At 66.8% G+C, this 25102-nt stretch carries 28 protein-coding genes, 1 tRNA gene and 1 pseudogene; 12 read left to right on the top strand and 18 right to left on the bottom strand.

What is annotated here, in order from left to right; genetic code table 11:
- Positions 1 to 2: 2 nt before the first annotated feature.
- The 7 genes from V9K99_RS19440 to V9K99_RS19410 form a co-directional block, all read right to left on the bottom strand.
- Positions 3 to 1556: a DUF3502 domain-containing protein gene (locus tag V9K99_RS19440; protein ID WP_337001046.1), complete on the bottom strand. Its 1554-nt coding sequence runs from the start codon at positions 1554 to 1556 to the stop codon at positions 3 to 5.
- 33 nt (positions 1557 to 1589) lie between these two features.
- Positions 1590 to 2510, bottom strand: a complete 921-nt coding sequence (locus tag V9K99_RS19435; protein WP_337001044.1) for a carbohydrate ABC transporter permease — start codon at positions 2508 to 2510, stop codon at positions 1590 to 1592.
- On the bottom strand, positions 2507 to 3448 hold the full coding sequence (locus tag V9K99_RS19430) for an ABC transporter permease (protein ID WP_337001042.1): 942 nt from the start codon (positions 3446 to 3448) through the stop codon (positions 2507 to 2509). Before V9K99_RS19430 ends, V9K99_RS19435 begins: the two co-directional genes overlap by 4 nt.
- A gap of 124 nt (positions 3449 to 3572) precedes the next feature.
- On the bottom strand, positions 3573 to 4565 hold the full coding sequence (locus V9K99_RS19425) for a hydroxyacid dehydrogenase (RefSeq protein ID WP_337001040.1): 993 nt from the start codon (positions 4563 to 4565) through the stop codon (positions 3573 to 3575).
- 150 nt (positions 4566 to 4715) lie between these two features.
- Positions 4716 to 5195 carry a GNAT family N-acetyltransferase gene (locus tag V9K99_RS19420; protein WP_337001038.1) on the bottom strand — a complete coding sequence of 160 codons (480 nt, stop codon included), beginning with the start codon at positions 5193 to 5195 and terminating at the stop codon, positions 4716 to 4718.
- Positions 5196 to 5222: 27 nt separating this feature from the next.
- Complete coding sequence (locus tag V9K99_RS19415) at positions 5223 to 5363, bottom strand: hypothetical protein (protein WP_337001036.1); 141 nt, start codon at positions 5361 to 5363, stop codon at positions 5223 to 5225.
- Positions 5360 to 6040, bottom strand: coding sequence for a hypothetical protein (locus V9K99_RS19410; RefSeq protein WP_337001034.1), 681 nt, complete (start codon positions 6038 to 6040; stop codon positions 5360 to 5362). The genes V9K99_RS19415 and V9K99_RS19410 overlap by 4 nt, the downstream gene beginning before the upstream one ends.
- Before the next feature lie 174 nt (positions 6041 to 6214).
- Between V9K99_RS19410 and V9K99_RS19405 the strand changes: the two genes are divergently transcribed.
- From V9K99_RS19405 to V9K99_RS19385, 5 genes are all read left to right on the top strand, one after another.
- Complete coding sequence (locus V9K99_RS19405; RefSeq protein WP_337001032.1) at positions 6215 to 6808, top strand: hypothetical protein; 594 nt, start codon at positions 6215 to 6217, stop codon at positions 6806 to 6808.
- A gap of 129 nt (positions 6809 to 6937) precedes the next feature.
- Entirely contained in the window at positions 6938 to 8227 is a 1290-nt protein-coding gene (locus V9K99_RS19400; RefSeq protein ID WP_337001030.1) for an alpha/beta hydrolase, read from the top strand.
- Between the two features lie 91 nt (positions 8228 to 8318).
- A complete protein-coding gene (locus tag V9K99_RS19395) occupies positions 8319 to 8798 on the top strand; it encodes a SigE family RNA polymerase sigma factor (protein ID WP_337001028.1) in 480 nt (159 codons plus the stop codon).
- Between the two features lie 12 nt (positions 8799 to 8810).
- Positions 8811 to 9413 (top strand): META domain-containing protein, encoded by a 603-nt coding sequence (locus V9K99_RS19390; RefSeq protein WP_337001026.1) that lies wholly within the window; start codon positions 8811 to 8813, stop codon positions 9411 to 9413.
- A gap of 92 nt (positions 9414 to 9505) precedes the next feature.
- Positions 9506 to 10795 (top strand): hypothetical protein, encoded by a 1290-nt coding sequence (locus tag V9K99_RS19385; RefSeq protein WP_337001024.1) that lies wholly within the window; start codon positions 9506 to 9508, stop codon positions 10793 to 10795.
- 9 nt (positions 10796 to 10804) lie between these two features.
- Here V9K99_RS19385 and V9K99_RS19380 read toward each other — a convergent pair whose 3' ends face one another.
- Positions 10805 to 11233 (bottom strand): DUF1761 domain-containing protein, encoded by a 429-nt coding sequence (locus V9K99_RS19380; protein ID WP_337001022.1) that lies wholly within the window; start codon positions 11231 to 11233, stop codon positions 10805 to 10807.
- 105 nt (positions 11234 to 11338) lie between these two features.
- Between V9K99_RS19380 and V9K99_RS19375 the strand changes: the two genes are divergently transcribed.
- Positions 11339 to 11411 (top strand) — tRNA-Arg (locus V9K99_RS19375).
- A gap of 287 nt (positions 11412 to 11698) precedes the next feature.
- On the opposite strand, the gene V9K99_RS19370 is transcribed toward V9K99_RS19375, so the two are convergent.
- The 5 genes from V9K99_RS19370 to V9K99_RS19350 form a co-directional block, all read right to left on the bottom strand.
- Complete coding sequence (locus V9K99_RS19370; RefSeq protein ID WP_337001020.1) at positions 11699 to 11980, bottom strand: isoamylase early set domain-containing protein; 282 nt, start codon at positions 11978 to 11980, stop codon at positions 11699 to 11701.
- Positions 11981 to 12248: 268 nt separating this feature from the next.
- Positions 12249 to 13046: an ABC transporter permease gene (locus V9K99_RS19365; protein WP_337001018.1), complete on the bottom strand. Its 798-nt coding sequence runs from the start codon at positions 13044 to 13046 to the stop codon at positions 12249 to 12251.
- On the bottom strand, positions 13043 to 13963 hold the full coding sequence (locus V9K99_RS19360) for an ABC transporter ATP-binding protein (RefSeq protein ID WP_337001016.1): 921 nt from the start codon (positions 13961 to 13963) through the stop codon (positions 13043 to 13045). Before V9K99_RS19360 ends, V9K99_RS19365 begins: the two co-directional genes overlap by 4 nt.
- Positions 13964 to 14140: 177 nt before the next feature.
- Positions 14141 to 14827 (bottom strand): response regulator transcription factor, encoded by a 687-nt coding sequence (locus tag V9K99_RS19355; RefSeq protein ID WP_337001014.1) that lies wholly within the window; start codon positions 14825 to 14827, stop codon positions 14141 to 14143.
- Positions 14824 to 15993, bottom strand: coding sequence for a sensor histidine kinase (locus tag V9K99_RS19350; RefSeq protein WP_337001012.1), 1170 nt, complete (start codon positions 15991 to 15993; stop codon positions 14824 to 14826). The genes V9K99_RS19355 and V9K99_RS19350 overlap by 4 nt, the downstream gene beginning before the upstream one ends.
- 189 nt (positions 15994 to 16182) lie before the next feature.
- On the opposite strand from V9K99_RS19350, the gene V9K99_RS19345 reads away from it, so the two are divergent.
- The 5 genes and pseudogenes from V9K99_RS19345 (at position 16183) to V9K99_RS19330 (ending at position 17448) form a co-directional block, all read left to right on the top strand.
- A complete protein-coding gene (locus tag V9K99_RS19345; RefSeq protein WP_337001010.1) occupies positions 16183 to 16356 on the top strand; it encodes a hypothetical protein in 174 nt (57 codons plus the stop codon).
- A gap of 115 nt (positions 16357 to 16471) precedes the next feature.
- A complete protein-coding gene (locus tag V9K99_RS19340) occupies positions 16472 to 16663 on the top strand; it encodes a hypothetical protein (RefSeq protein WP_337001008.1) in 192 nt (63 codons plus the stop codon).
- A gap of 98 nt (positions 16664 to 16761) precedes the next feature.
- The gene (locus V9K99_RS19335) at positions 16762 to 17079 is read left to right on the top strand and encodes a hypothetical protein (protein WP_337001006.1); all 318 of its coding nucleotides are present in this window, start codon (positions 16762 to 16764) and stop codon (positions 17077 to 17079) included.
- Positions 17080 to 17095: 16 nt separating this feature from the next.
- Positions 17096 to 17290, top strand: a pseudogene (locus V9K99_RS42750) (hypothetical protein); the annotation flags it as partial.
- 20 nt (positions 17291 to 17310) lie between these two features.
- Positions 17311 to 17448, top strand: coding sequence for a hypothetical protein (locus V9K99_RS19330; RefSeq protein ID WP_337001004.1), 138 nt, complete (start codon positions 17311 to 17313; stop codon positions 17446 to 17448).
- A 585-nt stretch (positions 17449 to 18033) separates the two neighbouring features.
- Here the strand turns inward: V9K99_RS19330 and V9K99_RS19325 are convergent.
- Together V9K99_RS19325 and V9K99_RS19320 are read right to left on the bottom strand one after the other, a co-directional pair.
- Positions 18034 to 18192: a hypothetical protein gene (locus V9K99_RS19325; RefSeq protein ID WP_337001002.1), complete on the bottom strand. Its 159-nt coding sequence runs from the start codon at positions 18190 to 18192 to the stop codon at positions 18034 to 18036.
- A 289-nt stretch (positions 18193 to 18481) separates the two neighbouring features.
- Positions 18482 to 20521 carry a glycoside hydrolase family 3 protein gene (locus tag V9K99_RS19320; protein WP_337001000.1) on the bottom strand — a complete coding sequence of 680 codons (2040 nt, stop codon included), beginning with the start codon at positions 20519 to 20521 and terminating at the stop codon, positions 18482 to 18484.
- A gap of 211 nt (positions 20522 to 20732) precedes the next feature.
- Here V9K99_RS19320 and V9K99_RS19315 point away from each other — a divergent pair, with 211 nt between their 5' ends.
- Positions 20733 to 21059 carry an NUDIX hydrolase gene (locus tag V9K99_RS19315; RefSeq protein ID WP_337000998.1) on the top strand — a complete coding sequence of 109 codons (327 nt, stop codon included), beginning with the start codon at positions 20733 to 20735 and terminating at the stop codon, positions 21057 to 21059.
- Between the two features lie 179 nt (positions 21060 to 21238).
- Here the strand turns inward: V9K99_RS19315 and V9K99_RS19310 are convergent, their stop codons facing one another.
- From V9K99_RS19310 to V9K99_RS19300, 3 genes are all read right to left on the bottom strand, one after another.
- Complete coding sequence (locus V9K99_RS19310) at positions 21239 to 22537, bottom strand: S8 family peptidase (protein WP_337009321.1); 1299 nt, start codon at positions 22535 to 22537, stop codon at positions 21239 to 21241.
- A 277-nt stretch (positions 22538 to 22814) separates the two neighbouring features.
- Entirely contained in the window at positions 22815 to 23525 is a 711-nt protein-coding gene (locus V9K99_RS19305) for a DJ-1/PfpI family protein (RefSeq protein WP_337009319.1), read from the bottom strand.
- Positions 23522 to 25102, bottom strand: a complete 1581-nt coding sequence (locus tag V9K99_RS19300; RefSeq protein ID WP_337009317.1) for a multicopper oxidase family protein — start codon at positions 25100 to 25102, stop codon at positions 23522 to 23524. The genes V9K99_RS19305 and V9K99_RS19300 overlap by 4 nt, the downstream gene beginning before the upstream one ends.

The raw sequence follows: 25102 nt of genomic DNA, 5'->3' as shown, positions 1-25102 counted from the left end.
CCCTACTGACCCTTGAGGTACGCGTCGGCCTGCTTGGCCATCTCGGCCTGCAGCTTGCTCAACCCGGCCTTCTCGACCGCCTTCTTCAGCTGGTCCAGACCCTTGTCGACGTCGACCGCACCGATCCACAGCGGGTTGCCGTACTGCGTCATCGCCGCGGTGATCTGGCTGTCCTCCCGCTTCACCGGCGTCACGTCGGGGACAAAGGAGGCGTACGGGTCGACAGTGAAGTTGTCGTAGTCCTGGGCCCAGTCGAACCACTCGTTCTCGGTCGGGGTGATGTCCTTGATCTTCTTCTCCAGCGACTGCCGCCAGCACAGTGCGAACCCGGGGAAGCTGTACGCCGACAGTTGCTCGAACCGGTCGGTGCCGACCGGCTTCCAGTCCTTGCCCTCGACGCCGTAACTGATCAGGTCGTGGTTCTCCTTGATCGAGACCCAGTCCTCGAGCTGCATGGCCCGCTCGTTGCTGCGGCCCTTGACGTTCAGTACGACGAAGTTGTCGGCCTGGAAGGTCTGGTTCGGCTTGGCACTCTTGCCACCACCCAGTGGTACGACGTTCGCCAGCTGAGCGGACGGGACGGCCTTGCGCAACGGCGTCAGCGACTGGGAGGAGAGTCCGTCGGTCATCGCCCACCGGGTAGCGATCCGGCCGGATTCGAACTGGGTCTTGATCGCGTTCGAGTCGACGTTCAGCGCGTCCTTGTTGATGATGCCGTCCTGGTAGTACTTGCGGACCTTCCGCAGCGCGTCGATCACCCCCGGCGCCTCCCAGAACGGGATCGGGTTGGACGACCCGGTCGTCTTGCCATCCTGGGCCAGGTAGAACGGGAACGAACCGCCGCTGAAGAACTGCACGCTGACGTGCGGGTTCTCCCAGTCGTGCTGGTTCAGCCAGCCGACCGGCGCGAACGCGACCAGCAGGTCGGGCATGTTGGAGTTGATCCCGACCGGCGTGATCTTCTCCTTCTGCTTCACGTCGTACCAGTACTTCTCCAGCTGGTCGAACGTGGTGATGTCGCCGAGACCGAGCTTCTCGGCCAGGTCCTGCCGGATGGTGAAGTGATGCAGCCGGGCGGCCGAGTTCACCTGCGGGATGCCGTAGAGCTTGCCCGACCACTTGTTCTGCTCGATCAACTGCGGGGCCAGGGTCTTACTCAGGTTCGGGTACTTGGCGATCAGCTCGTCGACCGCGACCACCGACTTGCTGCCGACCAGCTGGACCATGTTCAGCCAGCGGGCCTGCAGGGCGGTGTCGAAGCTTTCGCCGGCGGTGAACTTCAGCAGCGACTGCTGCTGGTAGTTCGACCAGGCGATGAACTGCGGGGCGATGGTGAAGCCGAGGTCGGTCTTCAGCTTCTTGTTGACCTCGGCAAGGATCGTCTCCCAGCCCTTCGGTACGTCGCCGGGCAGCAGCAACGCGAGGGTGTCACCACCGGACGATTTGTCGCCGGACTGCGACGAGTCGCCGCAGCCGCTGAGCCCGAGCATGGCCCCGATGGACAGGCCGCCGGTCGCGGCCAGGAAACCACGCCGGGAGAGTTGGTTGGCGGGCACGATGCCTCCAGAAAAAGGACGGAATGGCTGGGCTCAGCCCTTGGTGGCGCCCAAGGTGATGCCCTTGACGAAATAGCGCTGCGCGAAGGGGTAGGCGAGCAGGATCGGGCCGATGGTGACGACCGTCAGAGCCAGCCGGAGCTGATAGACCGGCGTGGACTGCCCGCTGGACGTGGGCAGCATCTGCGAGAACGACACGTTCGAGACGAGGTTCTGGAGCAGGAGCGGAAGGGGGTACTTGTCGGTCTCGGAGATGAACAGCAGGGCCGTGAACCATTCGTTCCAGTAGTGCACGGCGTAGAACAGGCCGACCACCGCGAGGATCGGCTTGGACAGCGGCAGCCCGATCCGGAAGAAGATCTGCATCTCGCTCGCGCCGTCGATCCGGGCCGACTCCATGATCTCCTCGGGCAACTGCCGGAAGGCGCTGACCTGGATGAACACCAGGAACGGCGCGATCAGCAGCGGCAGGATCACCGCGAAGTAGGTGTTCTGCAGTTTCAGGTACTGCGTGACGAGCAGGTACAGCGGAACCAGGCCGCCGGTGAACAGCATCGGGATGTAGGCGAAGATCGCCAGCGGCCGGCTGACGTAGGGCAACCGGCGAGCGATCACCCAACTGAGTCCGGACGTGAAGGCGAGTGCGAGCGCCGTACCGACGACTGTGATGAAAACACTCGCGGTGTAGGCGCTCAGCACGGTCGGACCGGTGAAGATCATCTCGTACGACGCGGTCGAGAACGGCTTGGGCAGCAGGCTGTAGCCGGTGGTGGCCAGCTTCTGCTCGTCGGTGAACGAACCGGACAGGATCATCCAGAACGGCACCGCACAGAGCACCATGAACAGGCCGACGCCGATCAGGCTGACGATGGTGAAAGGCTCCAGCTTGGTACGGCGCTTCTTCGCCGTCGTCCGGCTGGTCACCTTGGCAACGCTCGAGGTCATCGCGGTCATAGCAGGCTCGTCTCCTTCGAGTACCGGCGCTGCACCAGGACCGCGGTCGTCACCAGGACGAAGCCGACGACCGACTGGAACAGGCCGACTGCTGCCGTCGTACCGAAGTCGCCGATCTGGCGGAGCGAGCGGAACACATAGGTGTCGATCACGTCGGTGGTCGGGAAGAGCGTGCCGTTGTCGCCGATGATCGCGTAGATGGTGCCGAAGTCGCCGTAGAAGATCCGGCCGACGCCGAGCACCAGCAGCACCGCGGCGGTCGGCTTCAGCAGCGGCAGGGTGATCCGGAACGCCATCTGCGCCCGGCTCGCGCCGTCGATCTGCCCGGCCTCGTAGACCTCCTCGGGAATCGAGGTGATCGCGGCCAGGAAGATGATGCTCATGTACCCGCCCAGCTGCCAGACCTTCACCACGGTGAGGATCCACGGCCAGGGACCGGGTTCGCTGTACCAGTTGGGGGTCGGCAGCCCGAAGCCGCCGAGGGTGTCGTTGACCAGGCCGCCCGAACCCTGCGGACCGGACAGCAGCACCTGCAGCATGATCGCGATCACGACCGGCGAGACGAAGTACGGGAAGAAGATCGTCGACTGGGCCGCGCGCTTGAAGAACCGGCCGCGGATCTCGTTCAGCATGATCGCGAGCGTGACGCCGGCCGCCAGCGTGGCGGCGAGGAAGAGCGTGTTCAGCAGCAGGGTGTTGACCAGGATCCGCTTCGCGTCACCGGAGCTGAAGAAGTAGCGGAAGTTGTCCAGGCCGTTCCACGGGCTGCCGAAGATGCCCCGGCTGATGTCGAACTCCTTGAAGGCGACCACCAGGCCCGCCATCGGTGCGTAGCTGAACACCAGGAAGAACGCGACCGCCGGCAGCGCCAGGACGCTCAGCCACAGGCTGCCCCGCAGCGTCACCCACCGCCGGCGGCCACTGGATCGGGTACTCATCGCGAGATCCCCTCATTCGGATAGAAAGCGCTTTCCAGTGCGGGAAACATAGCTTTGGCACTTAGCCCTGTCAAGAACGAAAGAGCGTCGTGGCAAACGTTGTCTATGCGTGGCTCGATCATGGTCACGCCACCCGGTCCAGGTCGGCGAGCGTGACCTCGTGCAGCAGCGGCCGGCCGGTCACCAGCCGCTCCAGTTCGTTCGCCGCCGACATGCCCAGCCGGGCGAGCTCGTTGCCGTGCGATCCCGCGATATGCGGCGTGATGAATACATTCGGCAGGTCGAACAGCTCCGAGTTCGGCTGCAGCGGTTCGGGATCGGTGACATCGAGTACGGCGGAGATCCGCCCACTGCGCAGCTCGCCGATCAGCGCCTCGGTGTCGACCAGTTCACCGCGCGCCGTGTTGATCAGGACAGCGCCGTCCGGGAGCAGAGCAAGGCCGGCCCGGTCGATCATGTGGTGCGTCTCCGGAGTCGACGGCGCGTGCACGCTGACGATGTCGCTGGACGCGAGCAACTCCGGCAGGCTGACCCGCGGTACGCCGACGTCCTCGGCGTACGGGTCGTAGAGACAGATCTCGAAGTCGAACGGCCGGAGCAGTTCGATCACCTGCCGGCCGATCCGGGACGCACCGATGATGCCGACCCGGCGGCCGTAGTTCCCCACCTCGGGATGAATGTAGGCGAGGGTGAACGATCGACCACCGCGATAGTGCTCGCGAAGCGCGAAGACACCCTTGCCGGCCAGCAGGATCGTGCCGAGCGCGTACTCCGCGACCGGGATCGCGTTCGCCGCCGCGGCCGACGACACGACGATGCCGCGCTCCCAGACCGCGGTGCTCACGTGACCTTTCACGCTGCCGGCGGCGTGCAGTACGGCGCGGAGCTTCGGTGCTCGGGCGAGGAACTCCTCGTCCAGCGGGGGGCAACCCCAGCCGGTGACGAGCACCTCGAGGTCGTCGAGCCGGCCGGCCACCCGCGGATCGTCGAAGCTGTCGACGACCAGGTCGGTGTCGATGTCGGCGAGCTCGCCGAGCCGCTGCCGGACCGTCGGCGGGAACAGCAGCGGCCAGTGCTCCGCGGCGAGGGCGAACAACGCCACCGGGCGATCGGTCACGGGCGGTACTCCGATCAAGCTCAGGATAGAAAGCGCTATCTACGCTAGAGCGGAGGTCAGCGAACCGTCAACAGTCCTGTTTTTGGGCACACGCCATCCACGAGGCGTTGTCGGCCTCGCAAGCCGGAGCTATGTTTAGGCGAACGTTTTCTAGCTGCTGCGGTAGCGCATCCAGCGATACGCCAACGGCTGGCCGGCGTTCCACTCGTCCATCTCCTGTTGGGAGACGTCCACGAAGCCAGCACTCAGATAGGTCTTGATCGCGACCGCGTTGTCCGGTCGTACTCGCAGGAAGATGTCCGGGTGGCCGGCTTCGATCGCCGGTTTCAGCAGGGCGCGGACCAGACCTGCGCCGATTCCTCTCCCCCGCACGGCCGGATCCACGATGAGCCGGGCCAGCTCGACCTCGTCCTCGTCGTCGTCGAGCCACAGCTCGCCGTACCCGACCGGACTTTCGCCGTCGAAGAACAGGTACGACTGGATGTCAGGGTCGACCTTGCGCCAGCTCCCGGTCAGCTCCTCGGGAAACGGATACTCCACCCGACCACAGAGCAGCCCGACCTCCTGCGCCGTGCTGGCCCAGCCGGCGACCTGGCGCGCGTGCTCGTCCGCGAACCCCCGAAGCTCCATCCCCATCCCCCTGTGTGAGCGCGGTGCTTACTCGTGGTGCGGGGGGACCTCGCGGAGGATGCGCTCGTCGTCGTCGCTGCCGAAATCGTTGTCGCCCCAGGTCCGCGGGTCGTCGTCGCGGGTCTGCTCGGGCAGCAGCGGCTCGTCGTCCTCGTACGGGCTCGTCATGGCTCCAGATTACCGAGTCGCCGCGGCTCTCCGGTATCCAGTTCTCCCCGCACGACTCCCGGCGCCAACTGTGGCCCGGTCGCGGCCTCGATCAGCGGTGCGATCCCCGGTTCGCCTTGCCAGCGGTCGTTTCCGAGCACGCACCACGCGGTCAGCACTGACAGCGTCGGCGTCGCCAGTCCGGCCAGCCGCAACGGCTCCGCGTTCTGGAAACCGAACGTGATCGTCCAGTTCGCCGGATCGGGGTAGAACTCCTGTACGGCGCTGTAGTAGAAGCTCAGCCAGCCACGCTGCGGCAGCATGCAGAGCAGCCGGTAGTTCGTCGCCACTGTCGGGACTTCCTGCAGGTCGCGCCACATCAACTGCATGTCCCGTTTGGCCGCGGCCTTCCGGCTCGCGTTGACCGCTGCGTTCGCCGCCATCAGTCCGAGCACGACACCCGGTTTGCCAATGAACAGTCCGCTGTTGTGCGTGTAGCGACCGCTGCCGCCGTACAAGCGGGCGTAGTGCGCCGGGGTGTTGACGTAGGCGACCTCGCCCTGTTCGAGGACGAGGCCGTACATGCTGAGGGGCTGCGGACTGCGCCCGGCCATCAGCCAGCGGGCCCAGTCGATGCCGAGCTGCCACTCGTCGCGTTCGCGCTGCGCCGTCACCTCGTCGTTCTTCTTCCGGCCCACGGCACATCATCGTAATCAGGGCAGAACAGCGCGTGCACGTTACAGCTGCGCGTCGGTTGCCACACGATCCGGCGGCGTGACCGGAACGACGCGCCGCCGTGATGCTTCTGGCACGCCGGACGAGACTCCCGTCGAGCATCATTGATGACCTTGCCAACCCGGAAGGACCGAGTCGTGAGTGCATTACGGACACGGGGCCTGATCGGTGCGACGCTCGTCGTGGCTGTGCTCGGAGTTGCCGCCGCCTGCGGTAACGAGAGCGCCACGTCCCCGCCCGCCGCCCAGCCCACGGATACCCCGACCACCCCTTCGCCGCCCACCCCCAGCGGTACCCCGAGCATGGACTGCCCCGACACCATCGCGGCAGTGCGCGCAGCCACCGACAAAGTCGTCTGGGGCAAAGGCGCGGCCAAGTCGCTGTTCCAGCCGGTCAGCGTGGCGATCTGCCAGTACGACGCCAAGGCGTCCGGGCAGGCCTACGCCACCGTCAGCACCAAACGGAACAGCAAGCAGGCCGCGGACCTGTTCGCCCTGGTGAACGCTCCGAAGCCTGCCGCCAAGAAGCCGACCTACTGCACCCAGGAGCTCGGCCCCACCTATGTGCTGCGGTTCACCGACAACGACCGCGGCGTTCTCTCCTACACCGTGGAGACCTTCGGCTGCCGCCGACTGGTGGCGACCTCCCTGGAGGGTCAGGGCAAGCCCGGCGAACTGCCGGCTCCACGCCAGGTGTCACCCGAGCTGATCAAGTCGCTCGGCCTGCGCTGACCCTGCGCCGGATGCGCCCCCCGAAGCCGTCCGGACTGGGTCAACCCGCGCCTGCCTTGCGGGTCCCCTCCCTGGGGTCGACCCGCAAGGCAGGTGGCGGCCTTGCCACCAGATGGTGGAAGCTGCAGCGTGCGACTGTTCCGGTTGCTGTGCGCCCTGCTGCTCGTCTGCACAGCCTGCTCATCACCGGAGTCCTCTGCGCCCTGTGTTGAGGGCTTCACCTGTACGACGCTCCGCGTGCCGCTCGGCGTGGACGGTCAGACGCTGGAGCTGGCAGTAGCCGCAGCGGACAACGTGGACGCACCACGTGGGGTCCTGCTGATGCTCACCGGTGGCCCTGGCCAGCCAGGTGTCCCACTGCTGCCGCGTGTCCGCAACAACCTGCACCCTGACGTGCTGCGCGAGTACAGGCTCGTCATGTTCGACCAGCGCGGTACCGGTTCGTCAGGTATCAACTGCCCTTCGCTGCAAACAGCTGTTGGCGGTTCGGACTTCCTGACCGCGCCGGCCGGGACGGTCGAGGACTGTGCTCAGCGGATCGGCCCTGGCCTCGGGCACTACGGCACACCTGACACGGTCGAAGACATCGAGTTGCTACGCCGGCACCTGGGCGTCGACCGGCTGACGCTGGACGGGACGTCGTACGGGAGCTTCACGGCGGCGCAGTACGGGCTGAAGTACCCGGACCGGGTCTCGTCGCTGGTGCTGGACTCAGTGGTCCCGCACAAGGGCTTCGACCCGTTCGGCGTCGACCTGATGGCCGCAACGAGCGGCGTACTCACGGCAGCCTGCCGCCAGGACCCCGCATGTGCGACGGACCCGGTCGCGGACCTGGCGTGGTTGGTGCAGCAGGGTTCGGTCGACGGCACAGACCTGATGGAGAGCCTGGCGATCTCCAGCCTCAACTCGGTCAACCCGTCGCTGAAGGGCATCCCGGCGATCCTCTATGCCGCCCGCAACGGCGACGACGCGCGCCTGAAGGAGTTCCTCCAGACAGTGAGCAGCAGAGGCGCCCGGTACGACGAACTGTCCGCCGGACTGCACCTCGCCACACTCTGCTCGGACCTGCGCATCCCCTGGTCCGGCGGAGCTGTTGGCGCTCTGGAGACCGCCGTACGACGGCTGGACCCGAAGCGCCTGCATCCGTACGACGTACGGACCGCACGTCAGCAGTTGATCGTGGACGGGTGTCTGCGGTGGCCGGCTGCGCGGATGTCGACGTACCCGGCTGCTACCGAGTTGCTGCCGCGGACGCTGATTCTGCACGGCAGCAACGACCTGTTCTGTCCGGTCGAGTGGGCGCGCTGGGAGCAGGCGCATGCGCGATCGGCGCGGCTGGTCGTCGTACCAGGGAGTGGGCACAGTGTGCAGCGGGACCCGCGTGGGCGGGACGAGGTGCGCGCGTTTCTGCTGGGCTGAGACTCAACTGTGTGTGATTGGTTGCAGCACCTGGGCGACTCGATGCGTCTAATAGGTGTGAGGTGTTGTACGCCCAGCCTGGGAGTGGCGAGTGGAGTTCGAGGAGTACGTGTCCGCGCGTGGACAGGAACTGGTGCGGCTCGGTTTCACCGTTTCCGGCGACTATCAGCGAGCGGAAGATCTGGCCCAGATCGCGTTGATGCAGGCGTTCCGGTCGTGGCGGAAGGTCCGGAAGGCAGACGATCCGCACCATTACGTCCGGCGGATCCTGGTCAACGAGTACCTGTCGATGACGCGGCGGCGATCGTTCACCGAGGCACCGACGGCCGAGATCGAACCGCAGCACACGGTGCCCGATCCCGCCACCGATGTCGTGAACTCCGACGATCTCTGGCGAGCACTCGCTGAGTTGTCGGCCAGAGAGAGGGTCGTACTGGTCCTGCGCTACTACCAGGACCTCGACGACCGCACGATCGCCGATGTGCTCGGCGTCAAGCAGTCCACCGTCCGGGCGACCGCCAGCAGGGCGCTAGCCACCCTGCGCAAGACCAGGCAGTCCCACCATGTGTGATGAGAGGTTGTCGTGAGCAACACCGATCTCGAAGATGACCTGCGCGGAACCTTCGACCGCGCTGCGGCCTCCGTGCCGCCGGCCACCGGCCTGACCGAGCGGGCGACGACGGGTGCGCGCCAGGCCCAGCGTCGTACCTGGATCGTCTCCGGGGCCGCGGCCGTGGCGGTCGCTGCTGTCGCTGTCGTCGGGTTCAGCCTGGGCGGCCGGAACGCCCCCGTGCAGACGCCGGTCGCCGGCGGTGAGACCCCTGCCGCGTCGACATCGGTCCAGGCACCGCCGTCGGCCGAGACCGTGGCCGGGACGTGGCAGCCGGTCCAGATGGCCGGGCTCAAGTCGCTGAAGGCAGAGCGGCCCGATGACCCGGTGCTCGAGTTCCGCGCGGACGGGACGTGGACCGGCTCGGACGGCTGCAACGGACTGAGCGGGACGTACACGATCGGCCAGCGCGGCGAGTTCACCGCCAAGGTCGGGCCGCAGCGGTTGATCGGCTGCGACAACGTGCCGCACACCGCCGTACTGCAGGGCGCCAAGCGGATCACGCTCGACACCGACACGCTGAAGTTCTTCGCCGCCGACGGGCGTGAACTTGCGAGTTACGCTCGCGCAGGGTAGTCAAATCTGCTCGCTGACGGTGATCGGCTATTGACTGAGCGAAGTCCCTGACCGGACGATGTATGAGGCCGTCCACCGATTTGGGGAGCTCCGTGCGACTCTCAGTTACCGTCCCGCTGCTCACTCTCGGCTCAGTGTCACTCTTCGCGGCCGGCCTCACGGCATCCGTGGCTGCGCCTTCCGCTCCTGGGGCGGTGTGCTCGCACGCTCAGCCGAGTGCGAACTCGGTGCAGTCCCAGCGGTTGGCGCAGCCGACGTCGGCGTCGGATCCACGCCCGCTCGGCGAGGCCCTCGGCGAAGGCGTCAGCATCGCCGTACGGTCCCTCGAACCGTTGGACGCGACCGGTCGGCCGACGTCCGGCCTGCCCTACGGGTTGAGCCAGGGCGTGATCGGCGTCGTCGGTTCGGCCTCGACCGGATACAAGGTCGTGGTCGACGGCTCGGTGCTGGACTCGCGTCGGTACGAGGCCGCGATGGCCCGGAACGTCCCCGCCGCCGGCAAGCAGATGGTCGGCATCGAACGCAGTTGCCGGACGGCTCGTGAGATTGCGGACGCCTGGAACTCGGTCGGCGCCCGCTCCTGGTCCGGCGACGCGGCCCGTACGACGTTCGCCGCCGACCTCGACCCGGTCAGCGAGGACATCGTGGTCGAATACGACAAGGCCACCACGTCGGCCGCGTCGTTGGAGGGTCTGCGCGGTCTGTCCGGCGTACGCCTGGTGGAGAGTTCGCTAGCGCGGACGTCCCGTCTCAACGACACCCCGAAGGGCGGCCACTGGGGCGGCGCCCGGATCACGTCGGCTCTGAAGAACTGCACCGCCGGCTTCTCCGTCGTACGGCGTTCCAACGGCCAGCGCGGATCCGTGACCGCCGGACACTGCGGCGGCGTGGGGACCCTGTGGAAGTCGGGCTCGCACTACTACGGCACCACCTCGGTGCGGACGAACTACCCCGACTACGACCAGGCCCTGCTCACCGGCAGCACGTACGGCGCGAAGATCTGGACCGACGGCCCCGGTGACACCGCCAACACCCGCACAGTCAAGGGCGGCGGCGACCCCGGCGTCGGCACAGTCGTCTGCCAATCCGGCAGCTTCAGTACGTCGCTGTGCGGCATCACGGTCCGCTCCACGTCAGCGAAGTACTGCGACACCGACGGCTGCACCACCTACGTCATCCGCGCCACCCGCGGCGGCCAGATCGCCATCATCGGCGGCGACTCCGGCGGCCCCGTCTACACCCGCTCCGGCTCCACCGGCGCCACCATCCGTGGCATCACCTTCGCCGGCGCCGGCTGCGCCTCCTCCCGCTGCACCACCCTCTACGCCGAACGCTACGCCTCCATCACCGGCCACCTGGGCGTCACCGCCCTCACCGGCTGAGCAGCGCGCTTAGGTCCACAGGGCCAGGATCACCGCAACGATCAGCAGGCTGACGATGTGATAGCCGGCCGTGATGCCGATCCAGGTCTGCGGTTTGGGCTTGCGCGGATCGAAGAACCCGGTGACGAACAGAGCGGGCGCGACAACCAGAACACCCACCACCAGCCCCAGTACGACGCCCTCGCCGAACGTATCGGTGCTGGTTGCCTCTGACACCATCGCCAACCCGATCGTCGACAACAGACAGGTCACCGCCGGCACGACGTACATCTTCGCCGGCGTCGCCTGCGCCGCATCCGCCTCGGTCCACCCGATCGCCTCCTGCCACTGCTTGCCAAAGGCAACAGGTGAGTACCACAACCCGCCAACCCCGAAATACACCACCGCCCCCACCACCACCGCAACCCAGTTCAGATCCCCAAGCACACCGAAACTCATCCCCACCACCCCCTTGACCGAAGCGTGCGCGCCCCACCGCCCCCTGTCCACACCCACGCCAAGATCGTGATCACCCCCGTCCGCTAAGCTGTCCCCTGTCTATCCGCCCCCGTAGCTCAGGGGATAGAGCGTCGGTTTCCTAAACCGTGCGTCGCAGGTTCGAATCCTGCCGGGGGCACGCTGTGTGACAGGTGAACCCGCGATTCGTGGGTTCACCTGTTTCTTTTTGGCGCTCACCGGCCACCCCCTCTACCCCGCTGGGCTCACCGATACCCCGCTGGGCTCACCGACCGTAATGCGGACACTACGCCGAACCTCGACAAGCCATTGACCCCGAGACAGGTTGTCTGCGTCCTACCGCCCACGATTCGATGGCGGCAACTGACCGCGCGGACAACACCGGCATCGGTAGCCAGCCAGGGTGCTCGGCGCACCCGTCCCAGCATCCGGAGCGCACGAGCGAACCTAGACGCGGACGAGACCGCCCTCATCGTCGAGCCAATCGGCATCCGGGTCGTCGAACCACCGTCCGCCGTCGCCGAGGTACCGGAACCGCGCCTCCGCGCCGGCCGGCAACGACACAACCGCCGACCGGGTGCCGTTACTGCGCTTGACGAGCGCGTGTGCGCCTGGTGTCCAACCGTTGAAGTCTCCCACCACAGAAACCGGGCCGTCGTGCGCGTCGAGAGGAATGACGAAGGTCAGACGAACATCGGTGGAGCGCTTGTCCCGGGTACGACGGATCACGGTCCCCTCCTTGTACAAGTACGCTGTCAGCCCAACAGTGACGGAACGAGCCCGCAGCGAGAAGAAGCCACGCCGTCCAGCCGTCGATGCTCGGGTCAGGCCCGTAGCGTGCTTGCCTTGCCGGCGAGGGATCGGATGTGCTGCGAGTTGCCGTCGGCAACGGCATCGGCGGGCACCGGCCAGGTGGGAGGCCCTGTCGCTCGGTCGAGCAACAGGGCCTCTGAGCCGGTGACAGCGACGGGAGGCCGTCGTAGGAACAGCGGGGCGTCTACTTGACTTCTGACTTCATGACCAGCCGGAGTCCGAGGATGGCGGGCAGGACGAGCCACGTTGACGCTGTGACCGCGACGTTGGCCCACTGCTCAGCGGTAAGGGTGCCTTCGAACAAGGCGGCCTGGGCGTAGTTGAGGTCCACCCATGACCGCAGGTCCCGGAACCACTCCTGGCTGGAGGCCAGGATGCCAGCGACGGTGGGCAGCAGGAGCGAGTAGACGAAGTACGCCACCAGTGCTCCCGCCGAGCTGCGGATCAACATGCCCAGCATGGTGCCGGTCAGCAGACAGAGCAGGCTGCCCAGCACGATGTTCACGCCCTCGGCGAGCGACACGTCCCACACCACGTCCGTCCCGGCGATCGCGGTTCCCACCAGATTGCCGATCGCTCCGATCACGAAGGCGAACAGCATCGAGGCGATGGCCACGGCGACCGACGAGACTGCCTTGGCTGCGATGACCCGATTTCGGTGCGGGACCAGCGTGAACGTCGTCAGACCGCTGCGTTGGCTCCACTCGCCGGTGATCGACAAGATGGCGATGATCGGCAGGACGACCGTCATCGGGAATCCGATCGCCTTGGCGAAGGTGTAATAGGTGAGGTCCGCGTCGGGGGCGAACGCGATCGTCCCGATCGTGGTCAGGAGGGCGGTGATGGCGATGCTCGCCATCAGCCAGAAGCCGGACCGGGTGTCGAACATCTTGCGCAGCTCGACGTTGACGACTCGCGAGAGGGGCACCGGGTAGACGTCGGCACGCTGCCCACGGACGGGGTCGATGACGATGGCGGTCATGCGGCTTTCCTTTCTCGTTGGGTGTCGGCGGTGAGCTGAAGGAACATCTCCTCCAGTCCGCCGTCGGCGGTGCGCAACTCGATGAGAGCCACGCCTGCCTCGTGCGCCACTCGTCCGACCCGCGCCGGGTCCGCCTCGGTGCGCAGAGCCCCGTCATCCGAGACGGTGGTGTGGAGACCGGACGTGTCGAGTGCCCGCTTGAGGGCGTACAGGTCTGCGGCACGGGCGACGGTGCCCGCGGACTGCAGGAGCTGCGTCTTGGAGCCCTGGCAGACGATCCTGCCGTTGCCGATCATCACGATGTCATCGGCGATGACCTCGATCTCGCCCAGCAGGTGCGAGGACAGCAGGACGGTTCCTCCCTGGTCCGCGTAGTCGCGGAGCAGGTCCCTCATCCAGCGGATGCCGGCCGGATCGAGCCCGTTGGCTGGTTCGTCGAGGATCAGCACGGTCGGGTCGCCGATCAGGGCGGTGGCGATGCCGAGCCGCTGGCGCATCCCGAGCGAGTAGTTGCCCACCCGACGGTTCGCCTCGGTTTCGGTGAGGCTGACCAGCTCGAGCATCTCGGCGACCCGACGGCCGGGTAGCCCCATCATCCGCTGGGCGATGGTGAGGATCTCGCGGCCGGTGCGGCCGGCATGCTGGGCGGAAGCGTCAAGCATCACGCCGACCTCGCGGCCTGGGTTGGGAAGGTCCGCGAACCTGCGACCGGCGATGGTGGCGCTTCCCGAGGTGGGTGAGGTAAGGCCGACCATCATGCGCATCGAGGTGGACTTGCCGGCCCCGTTCGGACCCAGGAAGCCGGTCACCCGGCCCGCCGGCGCAACGAAACTGATGTCGTCGACGACAGTGCTGGCGCCGTACCTCTTGGACAGAGAGTCGATGGTGATCACGGACGAGCGCCCCCTTGTGTCCATGCCCGCTCTTGGTGGTTCATGGCGTTGCTCCTTGGAGAGGTTGACTGCATGCCTCAACGCTAGGAACGCGGCGGCGTCAGCGCGTCGTCATGAGGTCGCGCTCGAGTCCGACCAGCCGATGAGTGGGGAGTCCCACCAAGGTAGGACTCGGCGGTCCGAGGACCCGGGCGAGCAGAGTCAGGATGAGCCGTCAGGTCGGTCCTGGGGCCGCATCTCGGACGCGTCGAACAGGCCTGTCTGGTAGGCGAGGACGATCGCCTGTGCGCGGTCGCGCAGGTCGAGCTTTTGCAGCAGGCGTGTGACGTGCGTCTTGACCGTCGTGTCGCTGATGAAGAGCTCCTGCCCGATCTCGGCGTTGGACAGACCCCGCGTGATCAGGCGGAACACTTCCATCTCCCGGGTGGTCAAGGTATCCACCGCCTTCGGCGGAGCCTGTCGGTGGAGGCGGGTGAAGTGCTGGATCACCCGTTTGGTGATGGCGGGCGAAAGGAGGGCATCTCCGGCGGCAACGGTTCGCACAGCGGCGATCAGCTGCTCGGGAGGGTCGTCCTTGAGGACGAAGCCGCTCGCGCCGGCTCGCAGTGCTTGGTAGACGTAGTCGTCGAGATCGAAGGTGGTGAGGATGAGGATCCGCGCAGACGCATCGGCCGCCAGGATCCGTCGGGTCGCTTCGAGCCCGTCGAGCTCCGGCATCCGGATGTCCATCAAAATGACGTGCGGGTGGAAGCGAGCTGCCTGGGCCACCGCCTCGAGGCCGTTGCTTCCTTCCGCCACGACCTCCATGTCGGGTTCGTCGGCGAGGAGCAGCCGGAACCCCGCCCGCACCATCGATTGGTCGTCCACCACGAGGACACGGATGGTCATCTGGCACCGCCGTCCATTGGAAGCTGCGCGCGGAGCACGAAGCCGCCGGTACGGGAGGCGCCCGCGGTCATGTCCCCGCCGAAGATCCTGACGCGCTCGCGGATGCCGACCAGTCCGTGGCCGAGACCGGCGTCGGTGGACGGCCCACCGGGGCCGTCGTCACGTACTTCGAGTCGAAGCTCTGTGGCGGAGTAGCACACCTCCACCTCCGCCTGGCTCGCACGGGCATGCTTGAGGGCGTTGGTGAGCCCCTCCTGCAGGATGCGGTAGGCGGAGAGGTCGAGGCCTGGCGGCAGCGCGAACGGCTCACCGCGGATCTGGAGCCGTACGGGCAGCCCCGCAGCTCGCACGTCGTCCACGAGCGAGTCGAGGTTGCCGAGCCCCGGGTGCGGCAGGAGCTCGAGCTCGTCGCCGTCATGTCGCATCGCGTTGAGAAGGCGCCGCATCTCCACGAGTGCCGTACGTCCAGCCTGCTCGACGTTCTTGAGCGTCTCCCGATCCTCCGTGTCGGTCTCGGGCATCCGGTGGCGCACCACCCCCACCTGGAGGACCATCACGCTGACGGCGTGCGCGACGACATCATGGAGCTCTCGTGCGATCCGTGCGCGCTCCTCGGCCACCGCCACGCGAGCCGCCGCCTCCCGCTCTCTCTCGGCCCGAGTCGCGCGCTCCTCGGCGGCCTCGATCTGCTCGGTTCGCTCCCGTAGCGCGAAGCCGACGAGCCAGCCGATCGCGAACAGCACCGGCGTGAAGATGAGGTCGCCTCTCGCGTGATCCGGGTCGTTGTAGATGACGATCGCTGCGCCGCTGAGCACGATCGCCAGGCCGACCCGTGCCTGCGTGTCGCGGCGCAGGTTGCCGAGCAGCAGGGCAGCACCCATTCCGGCGACGAAGAGCCCGGCTTTGTCGACGATGAGGAGGCCGTCCAGGAAGGAAAGCGCCGCACTGAACAGCCAGGTGACCGCCGGTGCGGCGAAGGGGAAGTGGCGTCGCCCGAGCAGGATGAGAACGACGGCGGTGACTGCAAGCACTTCGAACCACAGCATCGGGCCGGTCGGGTGGCCCGGGTCGTCGCGCAACGCCGTACTGATTGCGCTCTCGACCGCCGCAATCACAATCAGGAGGTCGAGACCGTACTTCGAGAAGAACAGCCGCGCTCGGCTCACCTGGTCAACGTACGTCAACACGATCGTTGTTTGCGTCCTACCAAAGTCGGACGGCCCCTCATCGCTTGGTGCCGCCGCGAACAAGGCCTTCCGACGACGCGCTCGGGGGGCCCGCGTCCATAGCGTCGTGAACGTCACCAGGACCGCTGAGAACCAGCCTCAGCCCCGGAACCGACGGAAGTGGACGACATGGCGGCATCGTTGATCATCGAAGAAGAGTCGGGGACCTGGACCGGTTCGATCCACCCGCACAACGGCTACTACGCCGGCGACTTCAGCGACCCACCACCGCCCGCGCAGAGCCAACTCGACGCACTGATGACCGTCTGCCGTGATCTGGCCCAGCCGCAGCCTCACCACTGACCCGGCGAGAAGCCCCGGCGCACACCAAGACCCGGACCGACGCGCCGCCTGCTTCCTGACCGAACGGGCGTCGTGGTGCCGGCCTCCGACGGCATCAACCACAAAGGAGGAACTCATGTTCTCGATGATCACCGACCCCAATCTCGCCATCCAGATCGCCACGCAGCAGGTCGACGAGCGGATCCGTGCCGCCGAGGCGCGTCGTACCGCTCGCGAGGTCCGACGCGCGGCTCGCGCCCAGTCGTCCATCTCGCAGCCCCGCCGTACCTGGCGGATCAGGGCTTTCCGTCGCGCCTTCGCCCGATGATCGCACCGGAACGCAGAAGGGAGCCAACCGATGACCAGCAACCGCCCATCACCCACGTCACTGCGAGGGCAGGCACCTCACCAGCGAAGGAACCTGACATGACGACATCCGACACCGCTACCCGGGCAGTGCACATCCCAACCTGGACCCGCGGCACCGTACTGCAGGTGTGGGCAGCGGCCGCACTCCCCATGGGAGTACTCGCCTGGGTCGTCGCGCCCGCGCTGGCGCACGTCTTCTCGGGGCCCATGGCCGTTCCACAAGCACTCATCCTGTGCCTCGCGGCTGGATTGATCTGGCAGTTCGTCCTTGTTCTCATCGTCGTACGACGCGGACAAAGGCAACTTGCGCTGGCCAGTCGTCAAGGCGGCACTGTGGCTCAACGCCCCGGTCAGCCCACGCACCGGAACTCGTAGTAACCGGCTCTGGTGGATGGTAGTGCCGCTGATGGCGCTGCTGGCCCTCGAAGAAGTGTTGCCATCACTTCCTACTCCGGTTGCCCGCGACAACAGTCTCCTCTTCGCGTCTGACAGCGGGCAGGCGTGGATGTCCGGCAACTGGATCTGGTTCGCCCTCCTCATCATCGTGTTCATCTTCAACACCGCTCTCGGCGAAGAGCTGTTGTTCCGAGGTCTCCTCCTGCCCGGATGGGGACGTTCGGCCGAGCCGACTGGCTGGTCAACGGCGTGCTCTTCGCCTGCTACCACCTGCACGAGCCGTGGGTGATCCCGCAAACGCTCCTGGTCGACGTTCGCCGAGGCCCTGCCCTCGCGTCGCTGGCGTAGTTCCCTCATCGGAATCGCGGTCCACAGTTCACAAAGGGCCTTCTCCTTCGTGATCGGGCTCGCACTCGCTAACACTCGACCCACCCCTTCCGGACAGCATCCTCGCAACTCCATACCTGCAGAGCCGGCAGGTGTGGAGTTCCGCGAGCCATACTCGAACTGACGCGCGACGTCGCCGACGACCTCACACTCAGCTTCAGAGCTCGTCTGGAACAACCCGCACAACCCGCCCCGCTTCCTCGGGGTGCCATTCGACGCAGACGGCGGTCGACGGTGGGGACGGCCGTGGTACGCACGCTCATCAGTTCAGCGTGGGAACAGCGTGGGAACAAAGAGGAGTCGATCCGAGTCAACTGGAGTCAAGATCGGCCGAACTGGAGTCGGCTAGACACGCCTGGAGGGGCATATGTCGCTGGGGTGCGCCGGTTTCCTAAACCGTGCGTCGCAGGTTCGAATCCTGCCGGGGGCACAATGGTGATGTCTCAGGACATCGGCATAGCTCCGAACCCTCATTGGGTTCGGGGCTTGTTGCTTTGGGGGCCGGGTGGGAGGCCGCGGGGACCTGAGGCAGACCGGCACGTGCCGTCAGTCGACGATCTTGTTCAGCAGACCGACCACGCCGAGCGCTGTACCGACACCGCCAATCGGTCCGGCCATCAGGCCCATCCCGAACCCAGCGGCCCCGGCAACCGACAAGATCACCAGCCACGTCAGCGGCAGGGGGTTGTGCGCGTCTTCTCGCATGGGTTGACACCACTTCGCACCACGAACAGCACCACGAACGAGACCAGGCCGGCGGGGCGGGCCGACGTGCCGACACGGGTGAGGCGCTAGCTCGAGCGTTGTCGCGATCGGCTGGGCCGGCGCTGATCTGGTCTCCGGCGGCCGCGACTCGCGGCCGCCGGAGTCAGTGAGCCGGATCAGGTCGTGAACGGGGCAGGCGACGACCGAGTACGACTCGATTGGCTGCGGGCCGTTGCCGTGGCATTCTCCGGATCGTGCTCACAGAAAGTCGATCCCTACGCGCATCGGTCTAGCGGCTGACGGTGGTTCGGAGACCCCAGCCGAAGCGGTACAGGGGGTCGTAGTCACGGTCGCCGATGTTGATCGGCTCCTGGTCGGCGCTGCGCGGCCAGGTGTGGGACAGCTTGCCGGTGAATGGACGCCGGCCGAACACTACGTCGGCCACGCCCTCACCCTGTGAACCAGGAAGCCAAGACGCCACCAGGGCATCGATCGTGCTGAGCTGCGCCGGCGGGATCACCTGCGGTCGGCCGGATACGACCAGCACCACGCACTTGGCGATCGCACCGCACACCTTGTCGATGACGGCCTGGTCCACACCTTGCAGATCGAGGCTCTTCGCTTCGCGCGGCACTCCACCGTCCTCCGGGTCGTACGCCCACTCAGGACCACCGACGTCGCCGAAGCCTTCCGCATACGGCGTTTCGCCGACGACCACGACCGCAACATCACTGCCCGCGGTCGGGGCCGACCCGTCCTTGCTGTACGTCACCTGCGCACCCGGAGCGACCTGCCGGATGCCTTCGAGGATCGTGTTGCCGGGCACCCGGTGCTGGCCCGATGCGCCTTGCCAGCTGAGCGTCCAGCCGCCCGCCTGGTTGCCCATATCGTCAGCGTTGCGGCCGGCGACGTACACCTTGGCGTCCTTCCGCAACGGCAACAGACCGCCGGTGTTCTTCAGCAGCACCTGCGACTTCGCGACGGCCTCGCGCGCGAGCGCCCGATGCTCCGCAGACCCCACCTCGGCGATGTGCGTGCGGTCGGTGTACGGCTTCTCGAAGAGGCCCAACTCGAACTTCTTCGCCAGTATCCGTCGTACGGCGTCGTCGATGCGCGCCCGCGACACCCGGCCGGCCCGAACCTCGTCGAGCAGGGTGGTCTCGAACTGCAGCGCCGAGAACGGCTCCATGAACATGTCGGTGCCGGCGTTCACCCCGGTCCGGACCTGCGTCGGCCAGTCGCCAGGGATCTGATGGATGCCCTCCCAGTCGGAGATCACGAAACCGTCGAACCCGAGCTTGCCCTTGAGTTCGTCGGTGATGAGTTCACGGTTCGCGTGCATCTTGATCGGGTTCCCGATGCCGTCCTCGGTCCAGTCGACGCTGGAGAACGACGGCATCACGGTGCCGGTGTCGTGACGTCGTACGGCGGCCTGGTACGGCGCGAGGTCGATCCGCGCGAAGTCGTGCCGGTTCGTGATGGTCACACCTTGGTCGATGGTGTAGTCGCCGGCCGCGGTGTCGAATTCGGTGTCGCCATCACCGGCGTAGTGCTTGGCGGTCGCCAGTACCCGGTCGGCGTCTGTCAGCCGGGTGCCCTGGAAGCCTCCAATGGCCGACGCGAACCGGGTGACCAACTCCGGATCCTCGGCGAAGCTCTCGTAGGTCCTTCCCCAGCGGGTGTCCCGCGCAACGCAGATGCAGGGTGCGAAGGCCCATTGCGGACCGGTCGCGCGGGTCTCCTCGGCGACGACATGCTCGATCCGCTCGACCAGTCGCGGATCCCGGGTCGAGCCCAGGCCGATGTTGTGTGGGAAGACCGTTGCCCCTAGCAAGTTTCCGTGACCGTGGACCGAGTCAACGCCGTACAGCAGCGGGATCTGCAATCGGGTCCGCAACGCGGCTGCCTGGAACCGGTCGACCATGTCAGCCCATGCCTGCGGGGTGTTCGGCGTCGGCACCGAGCCGCCACCGGACAGCACCGAACCGAGCCGCCAGGCGGTGACAAGTGACGGGTCGTCCGAGACGGCGCCACGCTCGGCCTGCGTCATCTGGCCGACCTTCTCTTCCAGTGTCATCCGACTCAGCAGATCCTGGACGCGCGACCTCACCGGCAGTTTCGGGTCGAGATAGGCCTGCCCGGTGTTGCTGATCAGCGGACGGCCAAATGCATCCGTCGGGTACGACGTCAGGCCCGGGTCGGCCGCAAAGGCGGTTCTCCCGGCATCAGCGGACGGCGTGGCGGCGAGTGCAAGGACGAGTGCGCCTGCGATCGCTGCGTGAGTGGTCCGGCGCGCCCAGATGCTACGTGGTGATTCACTCAAACGCATGACGAGCTCCTCGGGCGAGTAGGCGGTGGAGCGCTTTCATCGCCACGCTCCAGCGACACGCACCCGAGGTCAAGACGTTGTGCCCGCCGCTGCGCCGGACGGCAACGCGAGATCCGGCCTGTTGGAGACTTCGAGATGGAACTGGCAATCGCGGACGAAGCGAAGCCGGTCCTCGTCACGCATCACGTTGTACTCGATCTGTCGCAATACGATGGCCCGAGTGCACTTTACGGAGTACCACACGCGGCTCGCGGCTTACGCTCTGATCGTTGACGAGACCGAGCGGATCCTCCTCGCTTGGTACAACGGCACTGGTCGGGGCGAACCCTGCTGGCCCCTCCCCGGCGGAGGTGTCGAGTATGACGAATCCGTCGAGGAGGCCGTCATCCGCGAAGTCTTGGAAGAGACGGGTCACCGGGTAGTTCTTCCTGAGCCCTTGGCGGTGCACTCGTTTACCGCACCCGGAGAGCCGGAAAGGCCCCGGCCGTTCAAGTCGAGGTGGATGGCACCACGGACTACGCGGAATGGATTCCGCTAGACCAGATTGGGCGAGAGGAACCTCGTGCCGACATCGTGGACGTCGCCGTCGACGCCTGGCGAGCTGGCCCAGCCTCGGCCTGAGCAACCCCTGTCGGCGGTCGCGACGAGCGCGGGACTTCGAGTCACAGACGGCGAGAGTGGGGCGGGCTGGTGCCCGCCCCACTCAGCGCTTCGGTGTCAGGAGGTGGCCGCCAAGGCGTTCACCATGCCGGCGCCGAAGAAGGTGGTGCTCGACGGCCCGCCGGTGCACTGGCGGACGTCGTCGGCCGGCCAGACGGCCGGGCATGCCGTCGGCGTCGCAGTGCGCCGAATCTGCGCTGCCACGGCACCCGGGCTCCAGTTGGGGTGGAGCTGACGGATCAGCGCTGCCACCCCAGCCACGTGAGGCGATGCCATGGATGTCCCACTGATCCAGACCCAGCGGGCGCCGTTGGCGTCCTCGACCCCGCGCCCGGCGGCGGCCAGTGCCTCCCACTGGCCGGTGCCATCAGTGCTCGACCAGGCGGCAAGGACCCGGCCGAACGTCGTACCAGGAGTCTGCGCCGCGTCGCCGCCTGGCGCCGTCACGTCCACGGTCGGACCTCCGGTGTTGGAGTAGCTGGCCAGCGTGGTCACGCCAGAGGCCGACACCGTGACCACACCGGGGAGTTCAGCAGGCGTGACTCGGCAGTTGTTGCGTACCTCGCGGGTCACGGCTGTGTCCGGCGGCCAGTCCGGGCTGATGGTGTCGGTGGTCGGGTGACCCAGATCCTGCGCCTCGTTGCCGGCCGCGGCCACGACCACGACGCCGCGCTGCTGTGCGTACCGTGCAGCACTCCGCAGGTCCGCGAGGATCGCTCGCTGCTCGGCGTCGTTGCCGCAGAAGTAGAGCCACGGGTCGGCGAACAGGCTCAGGTTGACGACGTCGAGGCGCTGGTCACCGGCGTACCGAAGCGCGGCAGCCACCGAGTCGGCGAAGCAGAAGCCCGCGATGGTGCAGGCCTTGATGGCCACGATCTTGGCGCTGGGTGCCACGCCGGCGATGCCGACGCCGTTGACCCGGCCTGCGATCGTGCTGGACACGTGCGTGCCGTGGCCTTGCAGATCCTGCGCTGCGGCCTTGTTGCTACAGTCACCGTTGGCGACCTCCCGCGGGTCGGCCGTCGGCGTGGTCGAGAAGATGAACGAGCACGACCGAGCGACGTCGATGCTGCCGACAAGGTCGGGGTGGGTGAAGTCGGCCCCGCTGTCGATCACCCCCACGTCGACGCCGGCACCAGTTGCGTTGGCGTACGACGCCGCACCGACTCCGATCGAACGCATGTCCCACTGACAGGCGGACAGCGGCTCAGGTCCAGCTGCGACGCCGAAGAAGGCCTGGCAGTTGGCAGAGGCCGCCGCCGGGGTCAGCGCGCCGGGTGTGACCGCTGTCGCTGGGGTCAGCAACCCCAGCGACAGCGTGAGCACGGCCCCCACGAGCAGCACAAACTTCCTCATCTGATTCCCCTTCCCCAGGGAGGCGCGGACGACTCAGAACGGAACCGGCGCACCGCCCAATCAACGCCTCATGATCGATCCGCGCAGGGAGTCCTGCAACGCCTCGGCCAAGGTCGTTCCCGCGGGAAGGGAACTGCAGGGGGATGCAGCACCCTCGGCGCGCTGCCCGGATGAGATGCGGCACGCCTATCCGAGTGAAATGCGCGCGTGGGTGCTAGGTCGGTGCCGCCGTTCGTCCTGGCGGGCTGGTGAGACTGCGCTACCGACCTCTCGGCTGTCATCCGAGGAGGCGGCCCAGCATCGCGGGGTGCTCGGCAAGTGCCTCCCTCGCGAATCCCTCGACCCGGGGTGCGAGCATGTCGCGATCGACTCGGGTCCAGTCGATGCCGCCGTGGGGTGGATGGGGGTCGTACTCGATGCCGAGCTGTACCGCCCGGGCGAGGTCGTCGTTGGTCAACCTGGCCGCAAGCTGTAAGGCCGTGTCAATGCCTGCTGACACTCCGGCGCCCGTCAGATACCGGTCGTCCTCGACCCAGCGCTGCGGTACGTACGTCGCTCCTAGGCGGTTGAGGAATCGGTGGTATGCCCAGTGAGTGGTGGCTCGGCGTCCTTCGAGGAGGCCCGCTCCTGCGAGTATCAGCGAACCCGTGCAGACGGAAGCGATCACCTCGGCGGTGCGGTCGACTTTGCGCAGGTAGTCGAGGAGTGTGGGATTGGCGAGTTGGCGGAGCGTGGGCGCGCCGCCTCCGGGGACGAGAACCACGTCCGGTTCGGGCACCTCGTCGAGGGTCGACGTGGCGGCGATGCGGACGGGGGTGTCAGTGGGGACGTCGTCGAGGCTCTCGGCGACGACCACGACGTGGTGCCGGGGCTGGACGCCGAACATTGCTTCGGCGGTCTCCAGGCCGCTCATGACCTGCAGTGGTCCGATGAGGTCCAGAGGGGTTAGTCCCGGGTAGAGCACGAAGGCGATGGTCTTGTCGTTCATGGCGCCACCTGCGACTTCTCTGCCCCTTGTCGAGCGTCGAAGCTGAACATCATTCCGGTCTCGATGTGCTCGGCGATGTGGCAGTGGGCCATCCAACGTCCGGGGTTGGTCACGTTCAGGAGGATGTTGACCACCTCGCCGGCGCGGACCAGCACGGTGTCCTTCCAGACCAGGTTGGGCTCCGGTTCGCCGCCGCGATCGAGTACCAGGAAACGACCGGCGCCATGGATGTGGAACGGGTGGTGCATCTGGTGGTCGGACCCGACGGAGTTGTCGAGGCGGATCTTGATCCGGTCGCCAACCCGGAAGTCCCATGAGATCTCACGGTTGGCCGCGCCGGTCGCGGTGTCGACGAGCTTCCAAGACATGTTCGAGCGGTTCGACATCACGTTCATCTCCGCCATCGTGTCCTCCCACTCGACGCCCTCGTCCGTAGCTTCCGCCTGGGACATCGGCTCCATTTCATCGGCGCCCCTGTCCTCGTGCTCCATCTCCCCCATGCTCATGTCCATCCCGCTCATATCCATCCCGCTCATGTCCATCTCTCCGACGAACTGCAGGGTCTTGTCGGGAGCACGGTCGCGGTACTCTGCCAGTCCGGCCCGCTCGGCTGTGAGCGCCTCGTCGTAGCGCAGCTCGCGATAGGCGTCGATGAGCGAAGGTGACGGCGTTCCCTCCGCAACGGTGAAGGTGGCGAGCGTCGACGAGTCGTCGGGAGTGCGGTGCTGGAGCACGGCCGTGCCGTGCTCTTCGAAGAGGACGTCGATGATCGCGCGCTCGGATGGCGCGATCATGACCGACTCGACGATCTCCTCCCGCTCGAAGCGCCCACTGTCACCCCCAACCAGCTTGATCGTCGCCCCAGTGATCGCCACGTTGAAGATGCGGGTGTTGGCGGTGTTGGTGAGGTAGAGGCGTGCCACCTCGCCGACCGTCACCTCGAAGGATGGCTCGGTCTCTCCGCTCACGAGCAGGACGGTGCCGAAGCGCCCCATCATCGTGTAGGTGGGTCCGGATCGGTGGAAGGCCGGCATCCGACCGTCTTCCAGTAGCACGTCGTCGAGCGTCAGCGGGATCTCCCGGTTGACGGGCGGCCAGTAGTCCGGCTCGGTCGACTCGACGATGATCTGGCCGTAGAGGCCCATCTCCTGGGCGTAGTCCTCGCGGACGTGCGGGTGGTACCAGTACAGGCCGGGATCCGGGAACCGCAGTTGGCAGGTGTATCGACCTCCGACGGGGATCGGCTGTTGGGTTTCGTAGGGCACTCCGTCGAATCGGTTCTCCAGCCGGAGGCCGTGCCAGTGGACGGTCTGTGCGAGATCGGCATCGTTGGTCACCTCGACGGTGACGGTCGTCCCCTGTTTCACCCGCAACAGCGGTCCGGGGATCGATCCGTTGTAGGCGAGCATGCGCACCAGCCCGCCGGCGATGCGCTTGCGCACCGGGGCGATGCGTAGTGCGTAAACTGCGCCGTCGGACAGCGCCGTCACCGTGGACGTCGTGGCGTCGTCGAGCGCGTCGACCTCCTGCGGAAAGAGGTCAGTGTCGGCGGAGGTGTCGTGCGTGTTGTCGGCCAT

This window comes from Kribbella sp. CCNWLW201 (genome assembly GCF_037203805.1).
In the GTDB taxonomy this organism is placed as follows: domain Bacteria; phylum Actinomycetota; class Actinomycetes; order Propionibacteriales; family Kribbellaceae; genus Kribbella.
This window is presented reverse-complemented; position numbering and strand designations above follow the sequence as displayed.

Coding starts and splice junctions, on each gene's coding strand:
- V9K99_RS19310 (WP_337009321.1), bottom strand. CDS start 22,537: ATGAGGAAGTTTGTGCTGCTCGTGGGGGCCGTGCTCACGCTGTCGCTG.
- V9K99_RS19365 (WP_337001018.1), bottom strand. CDS start 13,046: ATGACCGCCATCGTCATCGACCCCGTCCGTGGGCAGCGTGCCGACGTC.
- V9K99_RS19325 (WP_337001002.1), bottom strand. CDS start 18,192: ATGCGAGAAGACGCGCACAACCCCCTGCCGCTGACGTGGCTGGTGATC.
- V9K99_RS19360 (WP_337001016.1), bottom strand. CDS start 13,963: ATGGACACAAGGGGGCGCTCGTCCGTGATCACCATCGACTCTCTGTCC.
- V9K99_RS19305 (WP_337009319.1), bottom strand. CDS start 23,525: ATGAACGACAAGACCATCGCCTTCGTGCTCTACCCGGGACTAACCCCT.
- V9K99_RS19320 (WP_337001000.1), bottom strand. CDS start 20,521: ATGCGTTTGAGTGAATCACCACGTAGCATCTGGGCGCGCCGGACCACT.
- V9K99_RS19380 (WP_337001022.1), bottom strand. CDS start 11,233: ATGAGTTTCGGTGTGCTTGGGGATCTGAACTGGGTTGCGGTGGTGGTG.
- V9K99_RS19330 (WP_337001004.1), top strand. CDS start 17,311: ATGGGGACGTTCGGCCGAGCCGACTGGCTGGTCAACGGCGTGCTCTTC.
- V9K99_RS19430 (WP_337001042.1), bottom strand. CDS start 3,448: ATGAGTACCCGATCCAGTGGCCGCCGGCGGTGGGTGACGCTGCGGGGC.
- V9K99_RS19355 (WP_337001014.1), bottom strand. CDS start 14,827: ATGACCATCCGTGTCCTCGTGGTGGACGACCAATCGATGGTGCGGGCG.
- V9K99_RS19435 (WP_337001044.1), bottom strand. CDS start 2,510: ATGACCGCGATGACCTCGAGCGTTGCCAAGGTGACCAGCCGGACGACG.
- V9K99_RS19315 (WP_337000998.1), top strand. CDS start 20,733: ATGGCCCGAGTGCACTTTACGGAGTACCACACGCGGCTCGCGGCTTAC.
- V9K99_RS19420 (WP_337001038.1), bottom strand. CDS start 5,195: ATGGAGCTTCGGGGGTTCGCGGACGAGCACGCGCGCCAGGTCGCCGGC.
- V9K99_RS19300 (WP_337009317.1), bottom strand. CDS start 25,102: ATGGCCGACAACACGCACGACACCTCCGCCGACACTGACCTCTTTCCG.
- V9K99_RS19345 (WP_337001010.1), top strand. CDS start 16,183: ATGGCGGCATCGTTGATCATCGAAGAAGAGTCGGGGACCTGGACCGGT.
- V9K99_RS19335 (WP_337001006.1), top strand. CDS start 16,762: ATGACGACATCCGACACCGCTACCCGGGCAGTGCACATCCCAACCTGG.
- V9K99_RS19340 (WP_337001008.1), top strand. CDS start 16,472: ATGTTCTCGATGATCACCGACCCCAATCTCGCCATCCAGATCGCCACG.
- V9K99_RS19415 (WP_337001036.1), bottom strand. CDS start 5,363: ATGACGAGCCCGTACGAGGACGACGAGCCGCTGCTGCCCGAGCAGACC.